We start from the raw sequence: 23,069 nt of genomic DNA, 5'->3' as shown, positions 1-23,069 counted from the left end.
CTGCCCCTCCCACGGGCGCCGGTCATTAACCCGTCATTCAGTCGCCTGCAGGCGCAGGCTCGGTGGCCGAAGGCTTGCCGTCCGTGACCGCCGCCTTCTCGGAGTCATGATGATCCGACTCCATCCGGCGCAGGCGGCGCTCGATATGACCCGCGGGCTTCGTGAAACGCGCCAGCAGCATGTAGAACACCGGTACCACGAACAGCGACAGGATCGTGGAGAACCCAATACCGCCGATGATCACGATCCCCAGAACCTCCCGCGTTTCGGCCCCTGCCCCGGTCGCCATGGCCAGAGGCAAGGCACCGAGTGCGGTGGAGATCGTCGTCATCAGGATGGGCCGCAGGCGAATGATCGCGGCCTCCAGCACGGCATCCGTCACGGACTTGCCCTCGTCACGCAACTGGTTGGCGAACTCGACGATCAGGATCGCGTTCTTCGCCGTCAGTCCGATCAGCATGACAATGCCGATCTGGCTGTAGACGTTGATCGAAAGCCCGGCGATGATCAGCGCGCCGAGGGCACCCGTCACCGCCAGTGGCACGGCGGTCAGGATCACGAACGGATGCACGAAACTCTCGAACTGCGCGGCCAGGGCCAGGAAGACGATCACCAGCGCCATGGCGAAGGTGAAGTAGAGCGCGCCGGTCGATGACCGGAACTCCTGACTCTCGCCGGCGAAGGTGATGCGGGCGTCGCCAGGCAGGGTCCGGCGTGCCGCATCTTCCAGGTACGTCAGCGCATCGCCCAGCGTGTACCCTTCGGCCAGCGCCGCCGTGATGGTGATCGACCGCAGCCGGTCGGTGCGTTTCAGGCTTCCCGCCGTCGCCCCTTCCGACATGGTGACGAGGTTGGAGAGCGGAATCAGTTCACCCGTCGTGGCGGACTTCACATACATGTTGCGCAGGTCTTCCGGCGTGGCGCGGTCGCTCTGCTGCGCACGCAGGATCACCGGGTACTGCTTGCCGCCACGTTCCAGATTGGTGACCCGGCGCTCGCCCAGCATGGTCTCCAGCGTCCGCCCGATCTCGTCCACCTGCACGCCAAGGGCGGCGGCACGGTCCCGGTTGATGGCAACGCTGAGTTCCGGGACGGTCTGGTCGAAGTCCTTGTCCGGATTGCGCAGCCCGGGGTTCTTTCGCGCTTCCGCCAGCAGCAGCTCCGCCCAGGCATCAAGTTCCTCGTAGCTAGGACCACCGATCACGACCTGCACCGGCGTCTGGGAGAACCGCTGGCCCAGCGGTGGACGGCCAAACGCGAATGCCTTGATCCCTGGGATGCTGAGCATCTTCGGGAACACCTGGCCAATCACCTGCCCCTGCGTGATCGTCCGCTCCGACCAGTCCTTCAGCCGCACGATCCCGAAGGCGGAATTCACGTCGCCGGGACGGCCGCCGAAACCGGGGGCGAGAATGATCAGCGTACGGTCGGCCTGCCCGCTGTCGACGTAGGGCTGCAGCGCGTCCTCGACCTCCTGCGTATAGCGGTCGGTATACTCCAGACTGCTGCCCTCCGGCGCAGAGACGGAAACGAAGATGATTCCACGGTCCTCCCGCGGGGCAAGCTCGTTGGGCAGCGCCAGCAGCAGCAGATAGGCAAGCGCGGAAACGGCGACAGCCAGTGCAACGATCACCAGCGGAACCGACAGCGCACGACGCAGCACCCAGCCGTACCCGCTGGACATGCTCTTGAAGACACCTTCGGTGGCGCGTCCCAATGGCCCTGCGTTGCTGCTGGGCCGCAGCAGTTTCGAACAGAGCATCGGTGTCAGCGTCAGGGCGACAAAGCTGGAGAAGATGACAGCCGTTGCCACGGCAATGCCGAATTCGCGGAACAATCGGCCGACGTTGCCTTCAAGGAAGGAGATCGGCACGAAGACGGCGACCAGAACGACGGTCGTGGCGATGACCGCGAAGGCAATCTGGCGCGCGCCCCGCGTCGCGGCGAGCAATGGCGGCTCGCCATTCTCGATCCGTCTGTGAATGTTCTCCAGCACGACAATCGCGTCATCCACCACCAGTCCGATGGCCAGAACCAGTGCCAGCATGGTCAGGACGTTGATCGAATAGTCGAGGGAACCGAGGACAATGAAGGCGGAGAGGATCGAGACCGGAATGGCGAGCGCCGGTATCAGCGTCGCCCATATGGATCGCAGGAACACGAAGATGACCAGCACCACCAGCGCCATGGCGATCCCCAGCGCGCGATAGACCTCCCGTATCGACTCCTCGACGAAGACGGCCTGGTCGAAGGACACGACCAGTTCCATGCCGACCGGCAGTCCCGGCGTCACGTTCCTGAGTTCCTCGCGGACTCCCTCCGCGACGGCCAGCGTGTTCGATTTCGATTGCCGGATGATCCCGATGCCGATGGCAGTCCGGCCATTGGCGCGGAACTTGGTCCGTTCATCCTCCGGCCCCAGTTCGACGTCGGCGATCTCGCTCAGGCGGATGAAATAGTCGTTCCGGTCGGCCACGACGATATTGCGGAACTCCTCGACGCTGCGCAGTGCCGTACGTGATTTCACCGCAAACTCGCGCTCGACGGACTCGATGCGCCCCGATGGCAGTTCGATGTTCTGCTGTCTCAGCGCGTTCTCGACATCACTCACCGTCAGCCCACGCGCGGCCAGTTCACCCTTTCGCAGCCAGATGCGCATGGCGTAGCGCTTGCCGCCGCCAGTGCGCACGCGGGCAACACCGTCCACGACGCTGAACCGGTCCATGATCTGGCGTTCGGCATAGTCCGTCAGTTCCAGCGCGTTGAGCCGGTCACTGGTCAGCACCAGCCACATCATGGCGCGGGCGTCGGCTTCGGTCTTGGCGACACGCGGCGGATCAGCCTCGTCCGGCAGGCGGTTGATGGCGCGGCTGACGCGGTCACGCACGTCATTTGCCGCCGCATCGATGTCACGGCTGAGATTGAATTCCACCGAGATGGATGAGGAGCCTTCCTGGCTGGTGGAGCTGATCTTCTGCACACCGCCGATGCCGGCGACCTCATCCTCCAGAACCTGGGTGATCTGGGATTCGATGATCTCCGGCGATGCGCCACGCCAGACGGTGTTGATGGAGACAATCGGCGGATCGATGTCGGGATATTCGCGGATCGTCATGCCCTGATAGGCAAAGATGCCGAAGATCATCAGCACCAGGCTGAGCACCGTCGCGAAGACCGGTCGCTTGATTGCAACGTCCGAGAGGACCATGCCGAACTCCCTGCCTGCTCAGATCACATCAGGCTGATGGTTTCTGAACCGCATCACCAATGTTGCTGCGGATGTTCACCTCCGCGCCGGGACGCACCTTCTGGATGCCGCCCACGATGACAATTTCTCCCGCCGCCAGTCCGGAGGTCACTTCGGCCTGTCCCGGTCTCCGGCGGCCGATCGTGATGGCGCGCCGTTCCGCCTTCCCGTCAACGATCGCGAAGACGAACATGCCGTCATCCACGGCAACGATCGCTTCCTCCGGCACCATCAGTGCGCCGTCCTTGGCGCCATAGGCCAGATCGACCGTCAGGAACATGCCGGGACGCAGCAGTCCCTCCTTGTTCGCCAGCTCGGCGCGTACCGTCACCGCGCGGGTCGCCGGATTGATCCGGGTATTGACAGTGGCGACCACGCCTTCCAGCACCACATCCGGATAGGCGGCGGTGCGGGCGGTGACCAGCAGTCCCGGATGTACGGAGGCCAGTGCGGTCTCCGGCACGTCGAAATCCAGCTTGACGACGGAGATGTCATCCAGGGTCACGATCTCGTCCCCGGGCGTGACCAGCGCGCCCTGACTGACCTTCCGCAGGCCAAGCCGACCCGAGAACGGTGCCTTCAGTTCGTAGTTGCGCAGGCGTGCCTCGATCTGCGCGACAGCGGCATCGGCCTCCGCCAGATCCTGGGCCAGTTCCTCCGTCCGACCTGCCGTCACGGCGCGGGCGTCCCGCAGCTTCACGCCGCGTTCGTAGTTCTGGCGGGCCCTGGTCTGGCGCGCGATGGCTTCATCCCGCTCCGCCAGTATCTCCACGGCATCAAGCCGCAACAGGACCGCGCCCTGGCGGACCGTGTCACCTTCGCGAAAACGGATATCGGCCACGCGCCCGGCGACCTTGCTGGTGATCGTCACCGCCTCGTTGGCGCGGGTGGTGCCGATGGCCTGTATGGTATCTACCAGACGCTCCGACGTGACCGGGGCCACATCAACCAGGACCGCCCCGCCGCCAAATCGCTGACCGCCGCCCGACTCCGCGAAGTACGGGCCGATGATCGGCAGGTCCGCACGCGCCTGCCAGACCAGATAGCCAACGAGCGCAAGCACCGCGATGACAACAAGCTGAATTCCAAGACGCAAGCCGGATACTCCCGTGAATGCCCAGGGACCTTTCAGGCGACCCAGCATTTGACCTTGAGACCGCCCGGCCCCCGCGCGAAGTTAACGTGTCGTGTACCAGTGGCAAATGCTATTTGCAGTACCCCCGGTCACGATCAGGTGCCGGGAAGTAAGCCCGGCAGGCGACGGGAGGCCCGATTGACGACCCTGTTCATGACACATACCGAATGCCTGTTCCACGACACCGGTACCGGACACCCGGAACGGCCTGACCGGCTGCGTGCCGTGTTTCATGCCATCGACGAGACCACCTATCCGGACCTCTTGCGGCAGGAGGCACCTCTGGCCACCGATGCGCAACTCGCGCTGGCCCATTCGGATGCCTACGTGCAGAAGCTCAATGCCGCGATACCGGAGAGCGGGCGGCGCAACCTGGACCCGGATACCGTTGTCTCACCGGGATCGGCCGAGGCCTCCCGGCGGGCAGCAGGAGCCGTGATTGCTGCCATCGATGCGGTCTTTGCCGGGGATGCCGACAATGCCTTCTGCGCGATCCGCCCCCCTGGCCACCACGCGGAGCCGGATCGCCCCATGGGGTTCTGCCTGTTCAACAATGCCGCAATCGGCGCGCTGCATGCGCGGCAGGCACATGGGATACGGCGGGTGGCCGTTCTGGACTTCGACGTGCATCACGGCAATGGCACCCAGGCCCGGTTCCGCGATGATCCCGAGTTGATGTACCTGTCCTCCCACCAGTGGCCGCTCTATCCGGGCACAGGTGCAGCGCACGAGACCGGCATTGCCGACAATCTGGTCAACTTGTGCCTGGAGCCGACGGCGGGATCCGCGGATTTCCGGCGTGCCTGGTCGGAGACCGGGCTGCCGCGCCTGCGGGCCTTCGCGCCGGAACTGGTGATCATCTCCGCCGGGTTCGACGGGCACGAGCGCGATCCGCTGGCCAGCCTGAACCTGACCGACGCCGACTATGGCTGGATCACCGGTGAAATCATGACCATCGCCACGGAATGTTGCGACGGTCGCCTTGTCTCGGTGCTGGAGGGAGGGTACGACCTTGATGCCCTGCAATCGGCGACACGCGTCCATGTCTCAACGCTGCAGGGTGAAACAGCACCGCCGACGGAGGGATCATGACAGACGACACGGCCATGCCTGAGGACATTGCGGCCCTGAGTTTCGAGGCTGCGCTGGCGGAACTTGAAACCATCGTCCAGAAGCTCGAGTCGGGTTCCGTCGATCTGGAGAAATCCATCGACATGTATGCCCGTGGCAGCCTGCTGAAGGCCCATTGCGAAACCAAACTTAAGGCGGCCGAGGCACGGGTGGAGAAGCTGGTGATCAGCCCCGATGGCCGACCGGGTGATGCGGTTCCGTTCGAGACGGATTGACGGCTGATGTCCGAAACACAACTGGCGACCGCCCTGGCAGGTGCGGCACAGGCGGTGGAGGCCGAGATCGACCGGCTGCTGCCCCTGCCCGCCACGCTGGAGGCCCGGGTCCACGCGGCAATGCGCTATGCGCTGTTCGCCGGCGGCAAGCGCCTCCGTCCCTTTCTGGTGATGACCAGCGCCGACCTGCTGGGTGTCCCGAAGGAGAACGCGGTACGCGCCGCCGCGGCGGTCGAGATGGTTCACACCTATTCGCTGATCCATGACGACCTGCCCGCCATGGACGACGATGACCTGCGGCGGGGCAAGCCGACCTGTCACCGGGAATTCGACGAGGCGACGGCGATACTGGCCGGAGACGCGCTGCAGCCGCTCGCCTTCAAGATACTGGCCGGGCCGGAAACCGACCCGGATGCCGAGATCCGCATGGAACTGGTCCGCACGCTGGCCGATGCCATCGGTGCGGACGGCATGGTCGGCGGTCAGATGATCGACCTGCAGGCCGAGACCGAGACCTATGACCTGGCGCAGATCACCCGCCTGCAGGACCTCAAGACCGGTGCGCTGATCTCCTGGTCCGTCGAGGCCGGTGCCATCCTGGGACGCGCGACGAAGACGGAGCGCAGTGCGCTGGCGACCTATGGCCTGGAGATCGGTCTTGCCTTCCAGATCGCGGACGATCTGCTGGATATCGAGGGCGATGTGGCACAGATGGGCAAGGCCGTTGCCAAGGATGCCGATGCCGGCAAGGCCACTTTCATTGGCCTGCTGGGGGTCGAGGGCGCGCGGAATCGCGCAGCCGAACTGGTTGATTCAGCGGTTGCGCGCCTTGATTTGTTTGGCCAAAACGCCTTTCTATTAAAAGACATCGCGCGTTTCATGATCGAACGCCGATCCTGAAGGCCGACCGTCGCGACACTGCCGCCGCGATGGAACGCGCCACAGGGAACAATAATGGGAGGCCATGCTTGGCCGACACATCCAAGACGCCACTGCTCGACACGATCAACTCCCCCGCTGATCTGCGCACGCTGGAGCCATCGAAACTGCGCCAGCTTGCCGATGAACTGCGGACGGAAACCATTGATGCTGTCTCTGTGACCGGCGGCCATCTGGGTGCCGGTCTGGGTGTCGTCGAACTGACCGCCGCCCTGCACTACGTCTTCAACACGCCGGACGACAAGCTGATCTTCGACGTCGGGCACCAGTGCTACCCGCACAAGATCCTGACCGAACGGCGTGACCGGATCCGCACCCTGCGCGCGGCTGGCGGGCTCTCCGGCTTCACCAAGCGGGCGGAGAGTGCCTACGACCCCTTCGGTGCGGCCCATTCATCGACCTCCATCTCCGCCGGGCTCGGTTTCGATGTTGCGCATCAGATGCTGGGCCAGCCGCACCGCGTCATCTCCGTGATCGGTGACGGTTCCATGTCTGCTGGCATGGCCTATGAGGCGATGAACAACGCCGGTGGCATGAAGAGCCGCATGGTGGTCATCCTGAACGACAACGACATGTCGATCGCCCCGCCCGTTGGTGCGATGAGCGCCTATCTCTCCCGCCTGATCTCCGGCAAGCCCTATCTCAGCCTGCGTCAGGTCGGCAAGCAGCTGGCGCAGAGGTTCCCGCGCTCCTTCGAGAAGATGGCGGAGCGGGCGGAGGAATTCGCGCGCGGCATGCTGACCGGCGGCACGATGTTCGAGGAGATGGGCTTCTATTACGTCGGTCCCGTGGACGGTCACAACATGGACCATCTGCTGCCGGTGCTGGAGAATGTGCGCGACGCGAAGCACGGTCCGATCCTGGTGCATGTGGTCACCGAAAAGGGCAAGGGCTACCTGCCTGCGGAGCAGTCGGCGGACAAGTATCACGGCGTTGCGAAGTTCGACGTGGTCACCGGCACCCAGATGAAGGGCAAGTCGAACGCCCCTGCCTATACCAAGGTCTTCGCCAATGCCCTGGTGCAGGAGGCCGAGAAGGATGACCGGATCGTCGCCGTCACCGCCGCCATGCCCTCCGGCACCGGTCTCGACATCTTCGGCAAGGCCTTCCCTGAGCGCACCTTCGACGTCGGCATCGCGGAGCAGCATGCCGTGACATTCTGCGCCGGGATGGCCGCAGGGGGCCTGAAACCCTTCGCCGCGATCTATTCGACCTTCCTGCAGCGCGGCTACGACCAGGTTGTCCATGACGTGGCGATCCAGAGCCTGCCGGTGCGTTTCGCCATCGACCGGGCCGGTCTGGTGGGCGCGGACGGCCCGACCCATGCCGGATCGTTCGATATCACCTACCTCGCCACCCTGCCCGGCTTCGTCGTCATGGCGGCTGGGGACGAGGCCGAGCTGGTTCACATGGTCGCGACTGCGGCGCAGATCGACGACCGCCCCTCTGCCTTCCGCTTTCCACGTGGCGAGGGCGTTGGCGTGGACATGCCGCAGGCGGGCGTGCCGCTGGAGATCGGCAAGGGTCGTATCCTGCGCGAAGGCACCTCGGTCGCGATCCTGTCCTTCGGCGCGCGACTGGCGGAAGTGTTGCAGGCCGCCGATGATCTGGCCGCCATGGGCCTGAGCGCTACCGTCGCCGACGCCCGCTTCGCCAAGCCGCTGGATGAGGATCTGATTGCCCGGCTGGCGCGGGAGCATCCGCTGCTGGTCACCATCGAGGAAGGTGCCGTCGGCGGTTTCGGCAGTCATGTGCTGCAGTTCCTGGCCACCAATGACCTGCTGGACGGGCTGAAGGTCCGTCCGATGGTGCTGCCGGACTGCTTCATCGATCAGGACAAGCCGGAGAAGATGTACGACGTGGCCGGCCTGAACGCGCCGCAGATCGTCACCACGGTGGTCTCCGCCCTGGGCATCGATGCCCATGCCACGGCCCCTGCCCGCGCCTGAGCGCCGAACGTACCGATCCACTCCGCCCCCCTTTCCTTCCGAAAGGGTATGGCGCATATTGGGTATGGATGTTCACGTTGTGGTCCCATGACCTGACCACGGAATTCTTGGCGCAGGATTGATATGGCAACGTCACTGGGCGAGCTCGACAGCACCTTCAAGCATGCCCTGATGGAGGCGGAGGCCCCGATCTGGTTGCCGGAGCGTGCTGACCGTCCGCTGAAGACCGAAGGCGGCAAGGCGCTCAAGATCGTTTCCGACTACGAACCGGCGGGCGACCAACCGCAGGCCATCGCGGAACTGGTATCGGGCGTCCGGGCCGGGGACCGCGATCAGGTGCTGCTGGGCGTCACCGGCTCCGGCAAGACCTTCACCGTCGCCCACCTGATTCAGGAGGTGCAGCGCCCCGCCGTCATCATGGCGCCGAACAAGACCCTGGCAGCGCAGCTCTATGGCGAGATGAAGTCCTTCTTTCCCGACAATGCGGTGGAATACTTCGTTTCCTACTACGACTACTACCAGCCCGAAGCCTATGTTCCCCGGACCGACACCTATATCGAGAAGGACGCGTCCATCAACGAACAGATCGACCGGATGCGCCATTCCGCCACCCGGTCCCTGCTGGAACGCGACGACGTCATCGTCGTGGCCTCGGTCAGTTCGATCTACGGTATCGGCTCCGTCGAGACCTATTCCGACATGACCATGAACATCACCAGGGGGGATCGCGTCGATCAGCGCGCCCTGCTGGGGCGGCTGGTGGAACTGCAGTACAAGCGCAATGACGCCGCCTTCCAGCGTGGCGCCTTTCGCGTGCGCGGTGACACGGTGGAGGTCTTCCCCAGCCATCAGGAAGACCGTGCCTGGCGCTTCTCCCTGTTCGGCGACGAACTGGAGGAGATCGTCGAGTTCGACCCCCTGACCGGGGAGAAGGCGCAGAGCCTGGACAGCGTGAAACTCTACGCCAACAGCCACTACGTGACCCCGCGCCCGACGCTGCAGCAGGCGGTGAAGGAGATCAAGGTGGAGCTGGCCGTTCGGCTGGAGCAGCTCAACGCGGAGGGCAAGCTGCTGGAGGCCCAGCGGCTGGAACAGCGCACCCTGTTCGATATCGAGATGATGATGGCCACCGGGTCCTGCCCCGGCATCGAGAACTATTCCCGCTATCTGACCGGACGTCCGCCCGGTGCGCCGCCCCCCAGCCTGTTCGAATACATTCCTGAAGAAGCCCTGCTGTTCATCGACGAGAGTCATGTGACCGTGCCGCAGGTAGGCGGCATGTTCCGGGGCGACTTCCGCCGCAAGTGGACGCTGGCCGAGTTCGGCTTCCGGCTGCCGTCCTGCGTCGACAACCGCCCGCTGAAGTTCGATGAATGGAATGCAATGCGGCCCCAGACCGTCTTTGTCTCCGCCACCCCCGGCGCCTGGGAACTGGAGCGGACGGAGGGTGTGATCGTCGAACAGGTGATCCGTCCCACCGGTCTGGTCGACCCGGAATGCATCATCCGTCCCGTTGCCACCCAGGTGGACGATCTGATGGCGGAGGCCCGGACCTGCGCGGAGAAGGGCCAGCGGGTGCTGGTCACCACCCTGACCAAGAAGATGGCGGAGGATCTGACCGAATACCTGCACGAGAACGGCGTGAAGGTGCGCTATCTGCACTCCGACATCGACACGCTGGAGCGGATCGAGATCATCCGCGACCTGCGGCTGGGGGTCTTCGACGTGCTGGTGGGTATCAATCTGCTGCGGGAGGGACTGGATATTCCCGAATGCGGCCTGGTCGCCATTCTGGACGCCGACAAGGAAGGCTTCCTGCGCTCCGAGACCTCCCTGATCCAGACCATCGGCCGCGCGGCGCGCAACCTGGATGGCCGCGTGATCCTCTATGCCGACAAGATGACCAACAGCCTGACCCGCGCGCTGGCGGAGACGGAGCGCCGCCGCACCAAGCAGCAGGCCTACAACGAGGCGCATGGCATCACGCCCGTCTCCATCCGCAAGAACATCTCCGACGTGATGCAGTCGGTCTATGCCCGCGACAGCCTGACGGTGGACGTGGATGACGATCAGAAGCTGCTGACCGGCAAGGACCTGAAGGCCCATATCGCCGATCTGGAGACCCGGATGCGGGAAGCCGCCGCGGATCTGGAGTTCGAGGAAGCCGCCCGCCTGCGCGACGCCATCAAGCGGCTGGAAAGCGCCGAACTGGAAATCCTCGCCGACCCGATGGCCCGCCCCAAGGGACTGGCGGAGGCCATGGCCTCCTACGCGCCCGGTGCCACCAAGACCGGCCAGGCCAAGGTCAAGGGCGGCGGCCCCAGCAAGTACGGCCAGGGCCGCACCAAGTCCGGCCGCCCCGGCGCCCGCCCCAGCGTGAAGAGCCGGAAGCGGTAGCCGACACGAACAACATCAACCGGCGTTTGGATGACCCTCCGGCCAGCCGCCGTCATAGGCGGTGCCCTGATCGCCCAGATGGGCCAGGCGGAAGCCGATGGGGCGTTCCAGTTCCTCCAGGCAATGGCCGATCAGGCCTGCCGTGCGGCAGAGGATCGAGATACCCTTCAGCGCGTCGGGCGGGAAATCCAGATCCAGCAGGATCGCGGGAATCGGGCCGTTGGCGTTAAGCACCAGCTTGCGACCATAGATCTCCTCTGCCACCGCACGGGCGGCGCGCAGGAACGCGACGTGATCGCCGGAGGCACCGCGTTCGTCCGCCAGTTCCAGCAGCTTCTCGGCACGCGGATCGACCGGCTTGTGGATCGGATGGCCAAAACCGGGCAGGAACGCCTTCCGGTCCCGCAGGTCCTGCACCATGGCGTGGGCGACAGCATCGACGTCCTCCCCCGCCCGGACGCGCGCGACACCTTCGCCGTAGAACTTGCCCGCGACTTCCGCGGAGCCGAGGATGACCGAACCGCAGCCAAGGATACCGGCCGCAACCGCACCCTGCATTGCGTCAGGCCCGGCCTGCAGAGTCATGCGGGCTGCCTGCGCGGACGGCGTCAGGCCATGTTCCGCCAGTGTCACCAGAACGGCGTTGAGGAAGAAAGACTGGTTCTCCGTTGGCATCTTTCCCGTCAGGTGCAGGAAGAAGAAGTCGGTGAAGTCCACCTTCCCGATCAGTTCCTCGCACAGATCCTTGCCCCGAATCGTGACGCTTGCCGCGTCCGCCTTCGCAATTGCCGACGCGCCTGCGCCCTTGTCACCCATCATGTCGCGGTACTCCCCTCACCACCTTCTGCGCCGTAGAACACGACCCAGGTCTCGAAATCATCCGTGAAATCCTCGAACCGGTGTTCGGCATGCGCCGGTGCGAACAGAACGTCACCGGGTCCGAACGGCACGCGCTCCCCGTTCATGAAGAACATGCCTGTGCCACGCGAGACGATATAGAGCTCGTCCTGATCGTGCGGCGTCTGCGGGTCGGTTCCGAGCGGCGCATAGAACCGCAGCGACATGGTCCCGTGCTGCATCAGCAGCGCCGACGCACGCCCCGGACTGGGTGGCGTTGTCCGTGCCTGTTCCAGTGTCGCGCGAATGTCCATCAGACCCCTCCCCATCGGTCATCACAGCCCTACAGACCGTATCGGTTCCAGTGCAGCCTGTCTTCGATTCCGGCCAGAACCTCTCCGGTCATCTGCCCGGCACTGCTGCTGCCGCCACGCAGCAGGCCGCGCAGGGGGGAGCGGCGCACACCGATGGACCGCAGCCGCACGTCCTTGCCGAAGCGCGCCTTCAGGAACGACGTCGTCTCGGCGATGCCATCGATCAGGCCGAGGCGCTCGGCTTCCTCACCCAGAAAAACATCACCGGAGAATATCTCCTTGTAACGCCTGCGATTCAGCTTGTCGCCGCGACGGCTCTTGACCTGATCCATGAAGGTGTCGTGGATCTGGGACTGGATCTCCTTCAGCCGTTCCACGTCTTCTTCCTGCTCGGCGGAGAACGGGTCGAGGAACGACTTCTTCTCGCCTGCCGAATGGATGCGCCGCTCGATACCGAACCGTTCGATCAGACCCTTGAAACCGAATCCGGCCGAGATGACACCGATGGAGCCGACGATGGATGCCCGGTCGGCATAGAGCTCGTCGCCTGCCGTCATCAGCCAGTAGCCGCCGGACGCCGCCACATCCTCCGCGAAGGCCAGCACGGGTACATTCCTCTCCTCCGCCTTGCGGCGGATGGCGCTGGCGATCAGCGCGGACTGCACCGGGGAACCGCCCGGACTGTTGATGATCAGCGCGACGGCAGCCAGCCGTTTCGGACGGAATGCCTGCTCGATGCGGCTTTCCAGCGCCGCGAGGTTGAGGGCGGCGGGGCGAAAGGGCGCGCTGCCACCGGGGGAAATCACGCCCTGCAAGCGCAGGACCGAGACGACGGGTGTTGCGCGCCACTTCCGGAAGTGGGCAATGGGGCGCTTTAGCAATCCTGGTTTTGTGTTCATGCCCCTGATGTGCGGCAGCAAGCACCGGCTTGCAAGGGCATGAGCGGTCTCACGTCCAGATTATCGGATCTGCATCCCGCATGATGCCATTGGCCAGCGGCGTGTCACGCCCATCCGCCTGATGCAATGCAAGCGCAGGCAGTTCCTGTACCGCGCCATCCGCGCCTGGCCGCAGCCGCAGCAGCACACGCTTCGCCGGACGGCCGGCGCGACTGCCGAGGGGGCGGATGTCCAGCGCGCAGTCGGGCGGCAACGCATCGCGCACCTCTGCCAGCCGTTCACGGCGCAGGATCAGCACCGCGTGGCCGCCGGGCGCGATCAGGCGGATGGCCGTGCCGATCCATCCTGCCAGGGGAACCGCGCCCTCCGATCGCGCCATCTCCCGCGCCGCATCGGGTGAGCGGCGGAAGCGGGCGGCATCGAAATAGGGCGGGTTGGCCAGCACCAGATCGAACGACCGGTCCGCGAAGGGTGCCGCGCCGACATCACCGACACAGACCGCTCCGCGATCCTCAGCGGCATTTGACGAAATATTGATCGCGGCCAGAGCGGCGATACCGGGCTGCACTTCCAGCCCGACAAAACTCACATCGGACCGTCTGGCGGCAAGCGACAGCATCGGCAGACCGGTGCCGCACCCCAGTTCGAGGACGCGCCCGCCCGGTCGCGGATGGCAGGCTGCGGCCAGCATCACCGCATCGGAGCCACTGCGAAAGCCCCTTGCAGGCTGCCGCAGGGCCACGCGGCCACCCAGGATCAGATCGTCGGTAAAGCCTGTCATTCCGGCTCAGATCAGCTCCGCGATGCGCAGCAGGTCCTTCGCTGCAGCCTCGTCATCATCATCCACCATCAGGCGCCGCGGGAAGACTCCGATGGAGCCTTCCATGACACTGATGTTCTGGTCGAAGCGCAGGGAGGCAATCCCCTCCCCCTTCAGCAGGGCCTCGGCAAAGGAAAGCGCAACCAGATCGTTGGTACGAAAGACCTCGACCATGTACCTTTCCGTTCCTGTCAGAGGCGACAACACGTCCCGCGTCCGCAGCTTGACGGACCTTCGTCCCAATCTATTCTCGGTCACTCAAATTCGCCAGTCGCAGCGTGCATGGAGCATACAGCGTGTCAAACGTGGTTCCCCTTAAGGACGAAACGGCCAAGCCCGCGGCCGGGCTGGAGCGACTGCGGTCGCTGGTCGAGCGCGATCTGGACCGGGTCAATCAGGTGATCATGGACAAGATGCAGTCCGAGGTCGCGCTGATCCCACAGCTTGCCAGCCACATCGTCGCCGCCGGGGGCAAGCGTCTGCGCCCGATGCTGACGCTCGCAGCGGCAGACCTGTGCGGTTACCAGGGCGACCGGCAGGTCAGCCTCGCCGCCTGTGTCGAATTCATTCATACGGCGACACTGCTGCATGACGATGTGGTGGATGAAAGCGATCTACGACGGGGAAATGCCACCGCGAACGCGGTCTTCGGCAATCAGGCCAGCGTGCTGGTGGGTGATTTCCTGTTCAGCCGCGCCTTCCAGCTCATGGTCGCGGACGGCTCGCTGGAAGTCCTCGCGATTCTCTCCAAGGCGTCCGCGGTCATCGCGGAGGGTGAGGTGCTGCAGCTCATCACCACCAATGACACCGAAACGACGGAAGACGCCTATCTCGACGTGATTTCCGCCAAGACTGCGGCCCTGTTCTCGGCCGCATGCCGTGTCGGCGCAATCGTCGCGGAGGCCCCGAAGGCCGAGGTCGAAGCGCTTGATTCCTACGGGCGCAACCTCGGGATCGCGTTCCAGCTGATCGATGATGCACTGGACTATTCGGCCCGGCAGGCGACGCTCGGCAAGACCGTCGGTGACGACTTCCGGGAAGGCAAGATCACCCTGCCCATCGTGCTGGCCTTCCGCCGTGGCACACCGGAGGAACGCCAGTTCTGGCGGCGCTGCCTGGAAGACATGGAACAGACCGAGGATGATCTTGACCGCGCGCAGGAACTGATCCAGAGCCACGATGCCCTGGCCGACACCATCGAACGTGCGCGCCACTATGGGGCGCGGGCCCGCGACGCCCTGGCCATCTTCCCGGAAGGCGTCATGAAATCGGCCCTGATCGATGCAGTCGAATTCACCATCGAACGCGCATATTGATCCTTGCCCGCACCGCACCCAGCGGCTATACACCGCTCGCCTCTGCAGTCACATGACTGTGGGACCGGTCGGGGAGTAGCTCAGCCTGGTAGAGCACCGTCTTCGGGAGGCGGGGGCCGGAGGTTCGAATCCTCTCTCCCCGACCAACATTTCTGTCTCCGGGGTCCCGAAGCCCGGAGATACCGGCCTCTGATCCCCGGAGTTTCCGGCCGATCCGGCGCGTCGCGTTCCTGATCTCCTTCAGCAAGCACCTCCGTCATGCAGCATGCGCATGCAGGCGAAGACCGGTCGCCTGAGGCCACGCAAGCCGGTCCCCGCCGGTCCGAATCCCGATGGTTCCGGCAGTCTTCTGCGGCATGCCTTCCATCCCCGGAGCAAGGTGACTTGTCGCGTCGTTCCCAGCTAGCATGCCACCTGCGCCCGCACGCCGGGCTGCAAGGGGAGGATATCTGGATGGACATGCGAACACTGATGGCGCGTTCGGCGCGCTTCTATTCCGATCGCGAAGCGGTGGTCTGGCGCGACCGGCGGCTGACCTTCGCCGAGGCCTGGAATCGGGGCCTCAGATTGGCTAACGCGTTGCTGGCGCTGGGGCTGAAGCCCGGCGACCGCGTTGGCGTTCTGGAGGACAATTCGATCGAGGCGAGCGACATGTTTCTCGGCGCGGCGGCGGCAAATCTCGTGCGCGTGCCGCTCTACCCGCGAAATGCGCGGGAAGCCCACGTGCACATGCTCTCGCATACCGATTGCCGCGTCCTGGTGGTTTCCGGCAACCATGCGGCGGAAGCCGATGGCCTGCTGGACGAGGTGCCGTCTCTGGAACACGTGCTGATCCGCGACGAAGGCTACGAGGACTGGCTGGCCCGGCAGGATGACAGCGATCCGGGCGTCGAAGTCGATGCCGACGACTACTTCGTCATCCGCCATACCGGCGGCACCACCGGCCTGCCCAAGGGCGTCGCCTATACCCACAGGGCCTGGCTCGCCGCCGGCCGCGACTGGCACTTCCTGTTTCCGCCGATCATGCCAGGCGACAAGTGCCTGCACATCGGCCCCATCAGCCACGCGTCGGGCTATTCCTTCGTGCCCGTCTGGCTGAGCGGGGGCTGCAATGTGCTGCTCGACCATTTCGATGCCGGCGACACGCTCGACATCATGGAGCAGGAGGAGATCAGCATCATGTTCGCCGTCCCCACCATGGTGAACACGATGGTCCATCACCCCAGCGTCAGCGGCCGAAAGTTCCCGAAGCTGAAATGCATGCAGATCGGGGCGGCGCCGATCACCGAGACCACGGCGCTGAAGGCCCACGAGATCTTCGGGCACCGTCTCTGGCAGGTCTACGGACAGACCGAGGCCGTGCCGCTGACCGTCATGGGACCGGACCAGTGGTTCGCCGAGGTTGAAGGGTCCAGGCCCCTGCAGGCCTGTGGCATGCCCCTGCCCTTCGCCGACCTCAAGATCTGCGATGCCGACGGCAACGAGGTGCCGCTCGGTGAAGAGGGCGAACTGGTGGCCCGGTGCGACGGGCAGATGACCGGATTCTGGGACGACCCGGCAGCCACCGCCGAACGCATGATCGACGGCTGGGTCCGGACCGGCGACATCGGTCGGATCGACGAGAACGGATATGTCTACATGCTGGATCGGGCGGGCGACATGATCGTCTCCGGCGGCTACAACATCTATCCCGCCGAGATCGAGAACGCCCTGGCGTCCCACCCTGCGGTGATCGAGGCCGCCGTGTTCGGCATCCCCAGCGAACGCTGGGGCGAGAGCCCGATGGGAATCTGTGTCATCGATGGAAAGACGCCAGTGACCGAAGACGAGCTGATCCAGCTCTGCGGGGACCGGCTGGGTTCCTACAAGCGCCCCGCGAAGATCGAACTGCGGACCGATCCTCTGCCCCGGTCGCCGGTCGGCAAGGTGAAGCGAAAGGATCTCCGCGAACCCCACTGGCGCGGCCAGAGCCGACGGGTCGCCGGCAACTGAGGGCAAGGTTCAGGACATGTCGGTCCGGTATTGTGCCAACACCATGAGACCGGACGCGACCGCCGTGCCTCAGACCCGCTCGATCGTTCCCATGCGGCCTGACTGGTAGTCCCGGACAGCGGTCATGATCTCGGCTTCCGTGTTCATCACGAACGGTCCGTAGCGCGCAACGGGCTCGGCAATCGGCGTTCCGGCGAGCAGCAGAAAGCGCCCGCCGCCACCGGGCGCAGCGGCGATCTCGATCTCACTGCCCGGTCCGAGGACGGCGAGCTGGCTGCGCTCGACGGGCGTCCGTTCCGGCCCCAGCGCAACAGAACCGTCGAATACATAGACCGCGGCATTGAAGCCCGGGTCGATGGCAAGGCGCGCTTCGCCGCCGGGCTGAACGTGCCAGTCCTGCAGCCATACCGGTGTGCGCGTACCTATCGCCGCACTGACGCCGAAAGCCGCGCCCGCGACGACGGTCACCTCGATCAGCCCGTCGTCGCTGGTCGCCTTCGGAATGTCGGCAGCCCGAAGATACTGGTAGCCTGGTTCGGCCTGCTTCTCGTCCGCAGGCAGGTTGACCCAGATCTGGAACCCGTGGGCGCGGCCGCCATGCTTCTGCATCGCGGGCGAAGGCATCTCCGAATGCACGATACCCGCGCCGGCGGTCATCCACTGCACGTCACCGGACCCGATCAGCTGTGTCTTGCCGGTCGAATCCTCATGCAGCTTCTCGCCCTCCAAAATGTAGGACACGGTCTCGAAGCCCCGGTGCGGGTGATCCGGAGCCCCGATGGCCTCACCGGGACCGTAGTCGACCGGCCCGACTTCATCGAGCATCAGGAACGGATCAACGAGATCGATGCCATGGGTCGGGAAGGCACGGCGAATGAGGAAACCCGCCCCCTCGCGTTGCTGATGGGCCGTGACGACGCCCGCGACTTGCCTGCTCATGCCTGGCTCCGGAAGAGAATTTCGTTGCGAGGCAGATTATCGAAAGAAGCATGGATGTCACCCGACATGGCAATGCCGCCGTGCCACTGCCCTGCTGCCTGCAACCAGGACCAGCCCGGAATTCATGGGTTGCCTTGAGGATTTGCCGCTACCGTCAGACAATTGGCCAGGTCCGGGACACAACCGGGCAGCGCAGGAGGGGGAACATCCATGATCGAATTCACCGAAATCACGTCGGGCCTCCAGTTCCCGGAAGGGCCCATCTGGATGCCGGATGGCAGCATCATCCTCGTCGAGATTGCCCGCGGCACCCTGAGTCGTGTCGCCCCGGATGGCTGCATAGATGTGGTTGCCGAGACCGGTGGTGGACCCAACGGCGCAGCCATCGGGCCCGATGGCAAATGCTATGTCTGCAACAACGGCGGCTTCTCCTGGGAAAACGAAGGCCCCAACGGCGAGTACGTGCGCCCGACCGGACCTTCCGCCGGTTACAGGAACGGATGGATCGAGCGGGTTGATCTGGATACCGGCGAGGTGGAGGTGCTCTACGAATCCTGCAACGGCAATCCCTTGCATGGCCCCAACGACATCGTCTTCGATACCCACGGCGGCTTCTGGTTCACCGATCTCGGCAAGCGACACCCGCGGCGCCTCGATCTCGGCGGTGTCTATTATGCCAAGGCTGACGGCAGCGAGATCCGGGAGGTTGTTCATCCGCTGGTCACTCCGAACGGAATCGGCCTCTCACCGGACGGCAGCCGGCTCTATGTGGCCGAAACGGAGACTTCCCGCGTGCTTGCCTGGGATGTGACGGCTCCGGGCGAGCTTCGGATGGACCCCTGGCCTGCCCATGGTGGCGCCGAAGTACTTGCCTCGCCGGAAGGCTATCAGCGCTACGACTCGCTTGCGGTTGAGGCGAACGGCAACGTCTGCGTCGCCACCCTGATCCGCGGCGGCATCACCGTCGTCAGCCCCGACGGCAGCTCGGTCGAGCATCTGGCCCTGCCCGATCCGATGACAACCAACATCTGCTTCGGCGGCGCTGATCTGACGACAGCCTTCATCACGCTCTCGGCGACCGGACGCCTGGTGTCCTGCGACTGGCCCCGGCCCGGTACGGCGCTTGCCTTTTGACGCTACACCACCGGCGCGCGGCTCATGCAGACTCCTGCCGCAACGTGTCTGCATAGGTATCCCGCAGCGCGAACTTCTGGATCTTGCCGGACGGAGTCATGGGCCAGTCCGTCACGAATTTCCAGTAGGCGGGCGTCTTCTGGGGCGAGAGGTGCGCGCGGCAATGGGCACGCAGTTCGTCCAGGGGAATCGGATCGCCTGACCGTGTGCGGATGAAACAGGCGACCACCTCCCCCCAGCGGTCATCGGGGATGCCCACCACCGCGACCTCCGCCACGTCGGGGTACTCCAGCAGGATATTCTCGATCTCCACCGGGAACAGGTTCTCCCCGCCCCGGATGATCATCTCCTTCACCCGCCCGGTGACACGGACATAGCCGCGGCTGTCCATCCGGCCGAGATCGCCGGTATGCAGCCAGCCATCCCCGTCGACCGTCGCTGCCGTCGCCTCCGGGTTGGCATTGTATTCCAGCATCAGGCCCCTGCCCCGGGCACAGATCTCGCCGACCGTGTCCAGGGGGCAGACCGTATTGTCCGCCGTGCTGCGGATCGAGAGTTCGATCGCGGGCAGCGCCTGGCCGACAGACTCGCAGGTATCCTCGACATCATCATCGACGTAGGTCTGCGACAGCACGCCGGAACACTCGGTCTGGCCATAGATGTTCTGGAAGTCACAGCCGAATGTCGCGCGCACCTGGCGCACAAGCTCGGGTGGCACCACGGCGCCACCGGAAACGATCCGCTGGACCGAGGAGACATCTCGCGCGCGGCCCGCAAGCTTGTCCAGCATGTCGACCAGCATGGTCGGGACCGCCGTCATCACCTCCGGCCTTTCGCTCTCGATGGCGTCCAGCATGACATTGGAATCGAAGATGCTGGCCAGGATCAGATGCCCGCCCGCCTGGACCGTGCTCAGCACCGCTACGACGCAGCCCCCGACATGGAACATCGGCATCGCGGTCAGGAAGCGGATTCCGTCGTCGACCTGCAGCCGGCGGAAGAAGAGACGGCCATTGCTGGTGATGCCGCCATGGTGCAGCACCGCCCCCTTGGGCTGTCCCGTGGTGCCGGAGGTATAGAGCAGCAGCGCGGGATCGTCCGGCGCGACCTGCGGCAGCGGACCGGGTTCGCGGTCGTGGCGCAAAAGGGCGTCGCGGTCCGTCAGCAGGGTGACCTCGCGCAGCGCCTCGATGCCGGCCGCGGCCTCCGCTGCAATGTCCGCCATCCGGTTGCCGCGATATTCCTCGACCAGGAACAGGCCAACGGCGCCGGACTGCTCCAGCGCGAAGACAAGCTCCCGCACCTTGTAGGCAGGGTTCAGGGTCACCAGCCGCAGCCCGGCCAGCGCGGCGGCGAACTGGAGGATCACCCACTCGGGAATGCTGGGTGCCCAGACAGACACGCTCTCACCGGCGGCGAAACGTGTCGACAGCGCGGTCGCCAGGGACCGGGCCTCGTCATGCAGTGTCCCATAGGTCCAGGTCCGGCCCACTCCCCCTTCAGGCAAGAGTTCGGAAAGGGCCGGCCTGTCCGGATGTGCCGTAGCTGCAGCGGCGAGGACGCCGCCGGTCGTGGTTTCGGCCGGCGACCCGTCGGTCTGGGCGGGAAACAGGGATTCCGAGAGTTCGACCCCGTACATGGCGATCCTCCTTGCCGTTCAGTCGCTGATGATGCAGCGGCCATGGTCGATGACAACAACGTCGCGCTCAACGACCCGGCAACGGAAGGAGACAGTGTCGCCATCGATCCAGATTGCCGTCTCGATGGTCTCTCCCGGATAGACCACTGTCGTGTAGCGGACATCGAACGCCCTGACCCGCGTGTGGTCATAGTCGCATGCCCCGGCCAGCACCTCGCGGCAGGCGATGGCCGAAGTGCAGGCGCCGTGCAGGATGGGACGCGGAAAGCCGACACTGATGGCCAGGTCCGGGTCGACATGCTGCAGGTTTCGGTCGCCGTTCAGACGGTAGAGCAGCGCCTGGTCCGGCCGGGTCTCCGATGTGCGGATCAGGTCCGGCGCGCGTTCCGGCATCGGGTGGGGCGGTGGAACCCTGGCGGTCGAGCCGCCGCAACCGCCGTCGCGGCGCGCAAAGATCCGGCTGGTCCAGTCGAACAGCGGCTCGCCGTCGGTCCGGGTACGGACGCTGCCCTTCATCTCGATGATGCAGCCCTTCTCCGCACCCTTGTCATAGACCTCCGAGACCCAGGCATCCGCCGACAGTTCCCCGGCGGGCGGCAGGGGCCGGTGGAACGTCATCAGCTGCTCGCCATGCAGGAAGCTGCCTACGTCCAGGCCGATGTTCCAGATCAGGTCGTGATCAGTGAGGGTGATCGCCTGCGCGGGCACGGTCCTGGGACCATGCTTCTCGAAGACATACTCCAGTTCCTGCCGGTCCAGCGGATCACGGCCCATCCCGATGCTGACCGCGTAGAGCAGCGAGTCGCGTTCGTCGTAGGTATGAAGGATGTTCTCCTGCCGTCGTGCCATCAGCACCCCATAGTCAACCGCCATCGTTTCCTCCCCTGTCCGGCCCGGCAGACTGCCGGGACTGGCGCGCTCCTGTTTCGTTGAAAGGCGTGTCCTTGTCCGGCCTCGGTTCCTGCGGAAGGCCGAGCACCTGTTCGCCGATGATGTTGCGCTGGATCTCGCTGGCTCCGCCACCGACCCGCAGCGACGGCGAGTCCAGCAGCACCGCCATGAACTGCGAGAGTTCCTCGCTCTCCTCCACCATTGCCCCAGCCGGTCCCTGCAGGTCGAAAGCGAACTGCGCCACCTGCTGGATCAGCTCGTTGGCGACAAGCTTGCCCACCGAATACTCTGGGCCGATCGGGCGACCGTTGGAGAGGTCCGAGATGGAGCGCATCATCGCGTATTTCAGGCCCGTGGACTGCGCCACCCAGCGCGCGATGCTGGCGCGGACACCGGAATCCTCGATCGCCGGCCGCCCGCCCACACTGACCCGGGTGCAGAGGTCTATCAGTTCCGGCACCCCGGTCGAAGGCGTCGAACCAAGCAGCAGCCGCTCGTTCATGAGGGTCGTGAGCGCCACCCGCCAGCCCTGTGATTCCGGGCCGATCCGCGCGCTGTCAGGCAGGGGCACGTCATCGAAATGGACCTGGTTGAAGGTCGAGCGACCGGACATCTGCAGGATCGGCTGCACCGTGATCCCCGGGCTCTTCATGTCCAGGATGAACATGGTCAGTCCCTTGTGCTTCGGCACCGAAGGGTCCGTGCGGGCGATGAGCAGTCCGTAGTCGGCGATCTGGGCATGCGTGGTCCATATCTTGGAACCGTTCAGCCGCCAGTCGCCATCCGCCTGCCGCTCCGCCCGCGTCAGCAACCCGGCAACGTCCGACCCGCCCGACGGTTCCGAGAACATCTGGCACCAGAGATGCTCCCCCGACGCCATAGGGTGAAGGTAGGCGGCCTTCTGCGCATCGGTTCCATGCGCCATGATGGTGGAGCCTGCCATGCCGATGCCGGTGAAGAAGACATGCGACAGGCGGGCATAGATGCCTTCCTCCTGCTCCCAGATCACCCGCTCGATCTGGGAGGCGCCGCGCCCGCCATGCTCCCTTGGCCAGGCGACGCAGGCCCAGCCGGCATCATACTTCCTGCGCTGCCAGTCCTTGCTGGCCTGCAGCGCGTCGACCCCGTCCAGTTCCGGCAGGTGCACGTTGGAGCGGTCGCGGGCGGCGAAGCGGCGCAGTCCCGCCTCCAGTTCCATCGGACGGTTCTCCGCCAGCCAGGCGCGGGCCTCGGCGCGGAAGGCGGCTTCTTCGGGACTGTCGCCAAAGTCCATGC

The 23,069-nt window shown here is 65.1% G+C and carries 19 protein-coding genes and 1 tRNA gene; 9 read left to right on the top strand and 11 right to left on the bottom strand.

Features of this window, described 5'->3' with window-relative positions; translation table 11 throughout:
- Window positions 1–37 precede the first annotated feature (37 nt).
- Window positions 38–3,208, bottom strand: coding sequence for an efflux RND transporter permease subunit (locus QGV55_RS08115; RefSeq protein WP_281017331.1), 3,171 nt, complete (start codon window positions 3,206–3,208; stop codon window positions 38–40).
- A gap of 28 nt (window positions 3,209–3,236) precedes the next feature.
- Entirely contained in the window at window positions 3,237–4,343 is a 1,107-nt protein-coding gene (locus QGV55_RS08110; RefSeq protein ID WP_281017332.1) for an efflux RND transporter periplasmic adaptor subunit, read from the bottom strand.
- Window positions 4,344–4,520: 177 nt separating this feature from the next.
- Here QGV55_RS08110 and QGV55_RS08105 point away from each other — a divergent pair, with 177 nt between their 5' ends.
- The 5 genes from QGV55_RS08105 (at window position 4,521) to uvrB (ending at window position 11,013) form a co-directional block, all read left to right on the top strand.
- A complete protein-coding gene (locus tag QGV55_RS08105; RefSeq protein WP_281017333.1) occupies window positions 4,521–5,474 on the top strand; it encodes a histone deacetylase family protein in 954 nt (317 codons plus the stop codon).
- Complete coding sequence (locus QGV55_RS08100) at window positions 5,471–5,728, top strand: exodeoxyribonuclease VII small subunit (RefSeq protein WP_281017334.1); 258 nt, start codon at window positions 5,471–5,473, stop codon at window positions 5,726–5,728. The genes QGV55_RS08105 and QGV55_RS08100 overlap by 4 nt, the downstream gene beginning before the upstream one ends.
- Window positions 5,729–5,734: 6 nt before the next feature.
- On the top strand, window positions 5,735–6,628 hold the full coding sequence (locus QGV55_RS08095; RefSeq protein WP_281017335.1) for a polyprenyl synthetase family protein: 894 nt from the start codon (window positions 5,735–5,737) through the stop codon (window positions 6,626–6,628).
- A gap of 68 nt (window positions 6,629–6,696) precedes the next feature.
- Window positions 6,697–8,616: a 1-deoxy-D-xylulose-5-phosphate synthase gene (dxs, locus tag QGV55_RS08090; protein ID WP_281017336.1), complete on the top strand. Its 1,920-nt coding sequence runs from the start codon at window positions 6,697–6,699 to the stop codon at window positions 8,614–8,616.
- Between the two features lie 171 nt (window positions 8,617–8,787).
- Entirely contained in the window at window positions 8,788–11,013 is a 2,226-nt protein-coding gene (gene uvrB / locus QGV55_RS08085; RefSeq protein ID WP_348637711.1) for an excinuclease ABC subunit UvrB, read from the top strand.
- 15 nt (window positions 11,014–11,028) lie between these two features.
- On the opposite strand, the gene QGV55_RS08080 is transcribed toward uvrB, so the two are convergent.
- Genes QGV55_RS08080 through QGV55_RS08060 form a run of 5 tightly spaced genes read right to left on the bottom strand, consistent with a single transcriptional unit; the run spans window position 11,029 to window position 14,057 of the window.
- Complete coding sequence (locus tag QGV55_RS08080; protein WP_281017338.1) at window positions 11,029–11,832, bottom strand: citryl-CoA lyase; 804 nt, start codon at window positions 11,830–11,832, stop codon at window positions 11,029–11,031.
- Window positions 11,829–12,164, bottom strand: a complete 336-nt coding sequence (locus QGV55_RS08075; protein ID WP_281017339.1) for a cupin domain-containing protein — start codon at window positions 12,162–12,164, stop codon at window positions 11,829–11,831. The genes QGV55_RS08080 and QGV55_RS08075 overlap by 4 nt, the downstream gene beginning before the upstream one ends.
- Before the next feature lie 29 nt (window positions 12,165–12,193).
- Entirely contained in the window at window positions 12,194–13,063 is an 870-nt protein-coding gene (locus tag QGV55_RS08070) for a S49 family peptidase (protein ID WP_281017340.1), read from the bottom strand.
- A 49-nt stretch (window positions 13,064–13,112) separates the two neighbouring features.
- The gene (locus QGV55_RS08065; RefSeq protein WP_281017341.1) at window positions 13,113–13,844 is read right to left on the bottom strand and encodes a methyltransferase domain-containing protein; all 732 of its coding nucleotides are present in this window, start codon (window positions 13,842–13,844) and stop codon (window positions 13,113–13,115) included.
- 6 nt (window positions 13,845–13,850) lie between these two features.
- On the bottom strand, window positions 13,851–14,057 hold the full coding sequence (locus tag QGV55_RS08060) for a DUF2007 domain-containing protein (RefSeq protein ID WP_281017342.1): 207 nt from the start codon (window positions 14,055–14,057) through the stop codon (window positions 13,851–13,853).
- 122 nt (window positions 14,058–14,179) lie between these two features.
- On the opposite strand from QGV55_RS08060, the gene QGV55_RS08055 reads away from it, so the two are divergent.
- The 3 genes from QGV55_RS08055 (at window position 14,180) to QGV55_RS08045 (ending at window position 17,191) form a co-directional block, all read left to right on the top strand.
- Window positions 14,180–15,199, top strand: a complete 1,020-nt coding sequence (locus tag QGV55_RS08055; protein WP_281017343.1) for a polyprenyl synthetase family protein — start codon at window positions 14,180–14,182, stop codon at window positions 15,197–15,199.
- Between the two features lie 69 nt (window positions 15,200–15,268).
- Window positions 15,269–15,345, top strand: a tRNA-Pro gene (locus QGV55_RS08050).
- Between the two features lie 307 nt (window positions 15,346–15,652).
- Complete coding sequence (locus QGV55_RS08045) at window positions 15,653–17,191, top strand: AMP-binding protein (protein WP_281017344.1); 1,539 nt, start codon at window positions 15,653–15,655, stop codon at window positions 17,189–17,191.
- 69 nt (window positions 17,192–17,260) lie between these two features.
- On the opposite strand, the gene QGV55_RS08040 is transcribed toward QGV55_RS08045, so the two are convergent.
- On the bottom strand, window positions 17,261–18,130 hold the full coding sequence (locus QGV55_RS08040) for a pirin family protein (protein WP_281017345.1): 870 nt from the start codon (window positions 18,128–18,130) through the stop codon (window positions 17,261–17,263).
- Between the two features lie 210 nt (window positions 18,131–18,340).
- On the opposite strand from QGV55_RS08040, the gene QGV55_RS08035 reads away from it, so the two are divergent.
- Window positions 18,341–19,264: an SMP-30/gluconolactonase/LRE family protein gene (locus QGV55_RS08035; protein WP_281017346.1), complete on the top strand. Its 924-nt coding sequence runs from the start codon at window positions 18,341–18,343 to the stop codon at window positions 19,262–19,264.
- A 22-nt stretch (window positions 19,265–19,286) separates the two neighbouring features.
- Here the strand turns inward: QGV55_RS08035 and QGV55_RS08030 are convergent, their stop codons facing one another.
- The 3 genes from QGV55_RS08030 to QGV55_RS08020 are packed head-to-tail and all read right to left on the bottom strand — an operon-like array spanning window position 19,287 to window position 23,067.
- Entirely contained in the window at window positions 19,287–20,903 is a 1,617-nt protein-coding gene (locus tag QGV55_RS08030; RefSeq protein ID WP_281017347.1) for a class I adenylate-forming enzyme family protein, read from the bottom strand.
- Window positions 20,904–20,921: 18 nt separating this feature from the next.
- On the bottom strand, window positions 20,922–21,776 hold the full coding sequence (locus QGV55_RS08025; RefSeq protein WP_281017348.1) for a MaoC/PaaZ C-terminal domain-containing protein: 855 nt from the start codon (window positions 21,774–21,776) through the stop codon (window positions 20,922–20,924).
- Window positions 21,766–23,067 (bottom strand): acyl-CoA dehydrogenase family protein, encoded by a 1,302-nt coding sequence (locus QGV55_RS08020; RefSeq protein WP_281017349.1) that lies wholly within the window; start codon window positions 23,065–23,067, stop codon window positions 21,766–21,768. The genes QGV55_RS08025 and QGV55_RS08020 overlap by 11 nt, the downstream gene beginning before the upstream one ends.
- Window positions 23,068–23,069 lie beyond the last annotated feature (2 nt).

The sequence above is a fragment of the Minwuia sp. IMCC3009 genome, from assembly GCF_029909415.1.
Taxonomy (GTDB): domain Bacteria; phylum Pseudomonadota; class Alphaproteobacteria; order Minwuiales; family Minwuiaceae; genus Minwuia.
Note: the sequence above shows the minus strand (reverse complement) of the source record. Positions and strands in the feature narration are given on the sequence as shown.

Excerpts from the sequence above, each read along its gene's own strand:
- QGV55_RS08115 (WP_281017331.1), bottom strand. The coding sequence starts at position 3,208 with ATGGTCCTCTCGGACGTTGCAATCAAGCGACCGGTCTTCGCGACGGTG.
- QGV55_RS08100 (WP_281017334.1), top strand. The coding sequence starts at position 5,471 with ATGACAGACGACACGGCCATGCCTGAGGACATTGCGGCCCTGAGTTTC.
- QGV55_RS08095 (WP_281017335.1), top strand. The coding sequence starts at position 5,735 with ATGTCCGAAACACAACTGGCGACCGCCCTGGCAGGTGCGGCACAGGCG.
- uvrB (WP_348637711.1), top strand. The coding sequence starts at position 8,788 with ATGGAGGCGGAGGCCCCGATCTGGTTGCCGGAGCGTGCTGACCGTCCG.
- QGV55_RS08080 (WP_281017338.1), bottom strand. The coding sequence starts at position 11,832 with ATGATGGGTGACAAGGGCGCAGGCGCGTCGGCAATTGCGAAGGCGGAC.
- QGV55_RS08075 (WP_281017339.1), bottom strand. The coding sequence starts at position 12,164 with ATGGACATTCGCGCGACACTGGAACAGGCACGGACAACGCCACCCAGT.
- QGV55_RS08070 (WP_281017340.1), bottom strand. The coding sequence starts at position 13,063 with ATGAACACAAAACCAGGATTGCTAAAGCGCCCCATTGCCCACTTCCGG.
- QGV55_RS08065 (WP_281017341.1), bottom strand. The coding sequence starts at position 13,844 with ATGACAGGCTTTACCGACGATCTGATCCTGGGTGGCCGCGTGGCCCTG.
- QGV55_RS08060 (WP_281017342.1), bottom strand. The coding sequence starts at position 14,057 with ATGGTCGAGGTCTTTCGTACCAACGATCTGGTTGCGCTTTCCTTTGCC.
- QGV55_RS08045 (WP_281017344.1), top strand. The coding sequence starts at position 15,653 with ATGGACATGCGAACACTGATGGCGCGTTCGGCGCGCTTCTATTCCGAT.
- QGV55_RS08040 (WP_281017345.1), bottom strand. The coding sequence starts at position 18,130 with ATGAGCAGGCAAGTCGCGGGCGTCGTCACGGCCCATCAGCAACGCGAG.
- QGV55_RS08035 (WP_281017346.1), top strand. The coding sequence starts at position 18,341 with ATGATCGAATTCACCGAAATCACGTCGGGCCTCCAGTTCCCGGAAGGG.
- QGV55_RS08030 (WP_281017347.1), bottom strand. The coding sequence starts at position 20,903 with ATGTACGGGGTCGAACTCTCGGAATCCCTGTTTCCCGCCCAGACCGAC.
- QGV55_RS08025 (WP_281017348.1), bottom strand. The coding sequence starts at position 21,776 with ATGGCGGTTGACTATGGGGTGCTGATGGCACGACGGCAGGAGAACATC.
- QGV55_RS08020 (WP_281017349.1), bottom strand. The coding sequence starts at position 23,067 with ATGGACTTTGGCGACAGTCCCGAAGAAGCCGCCTTCCGCGCCGAGGCC.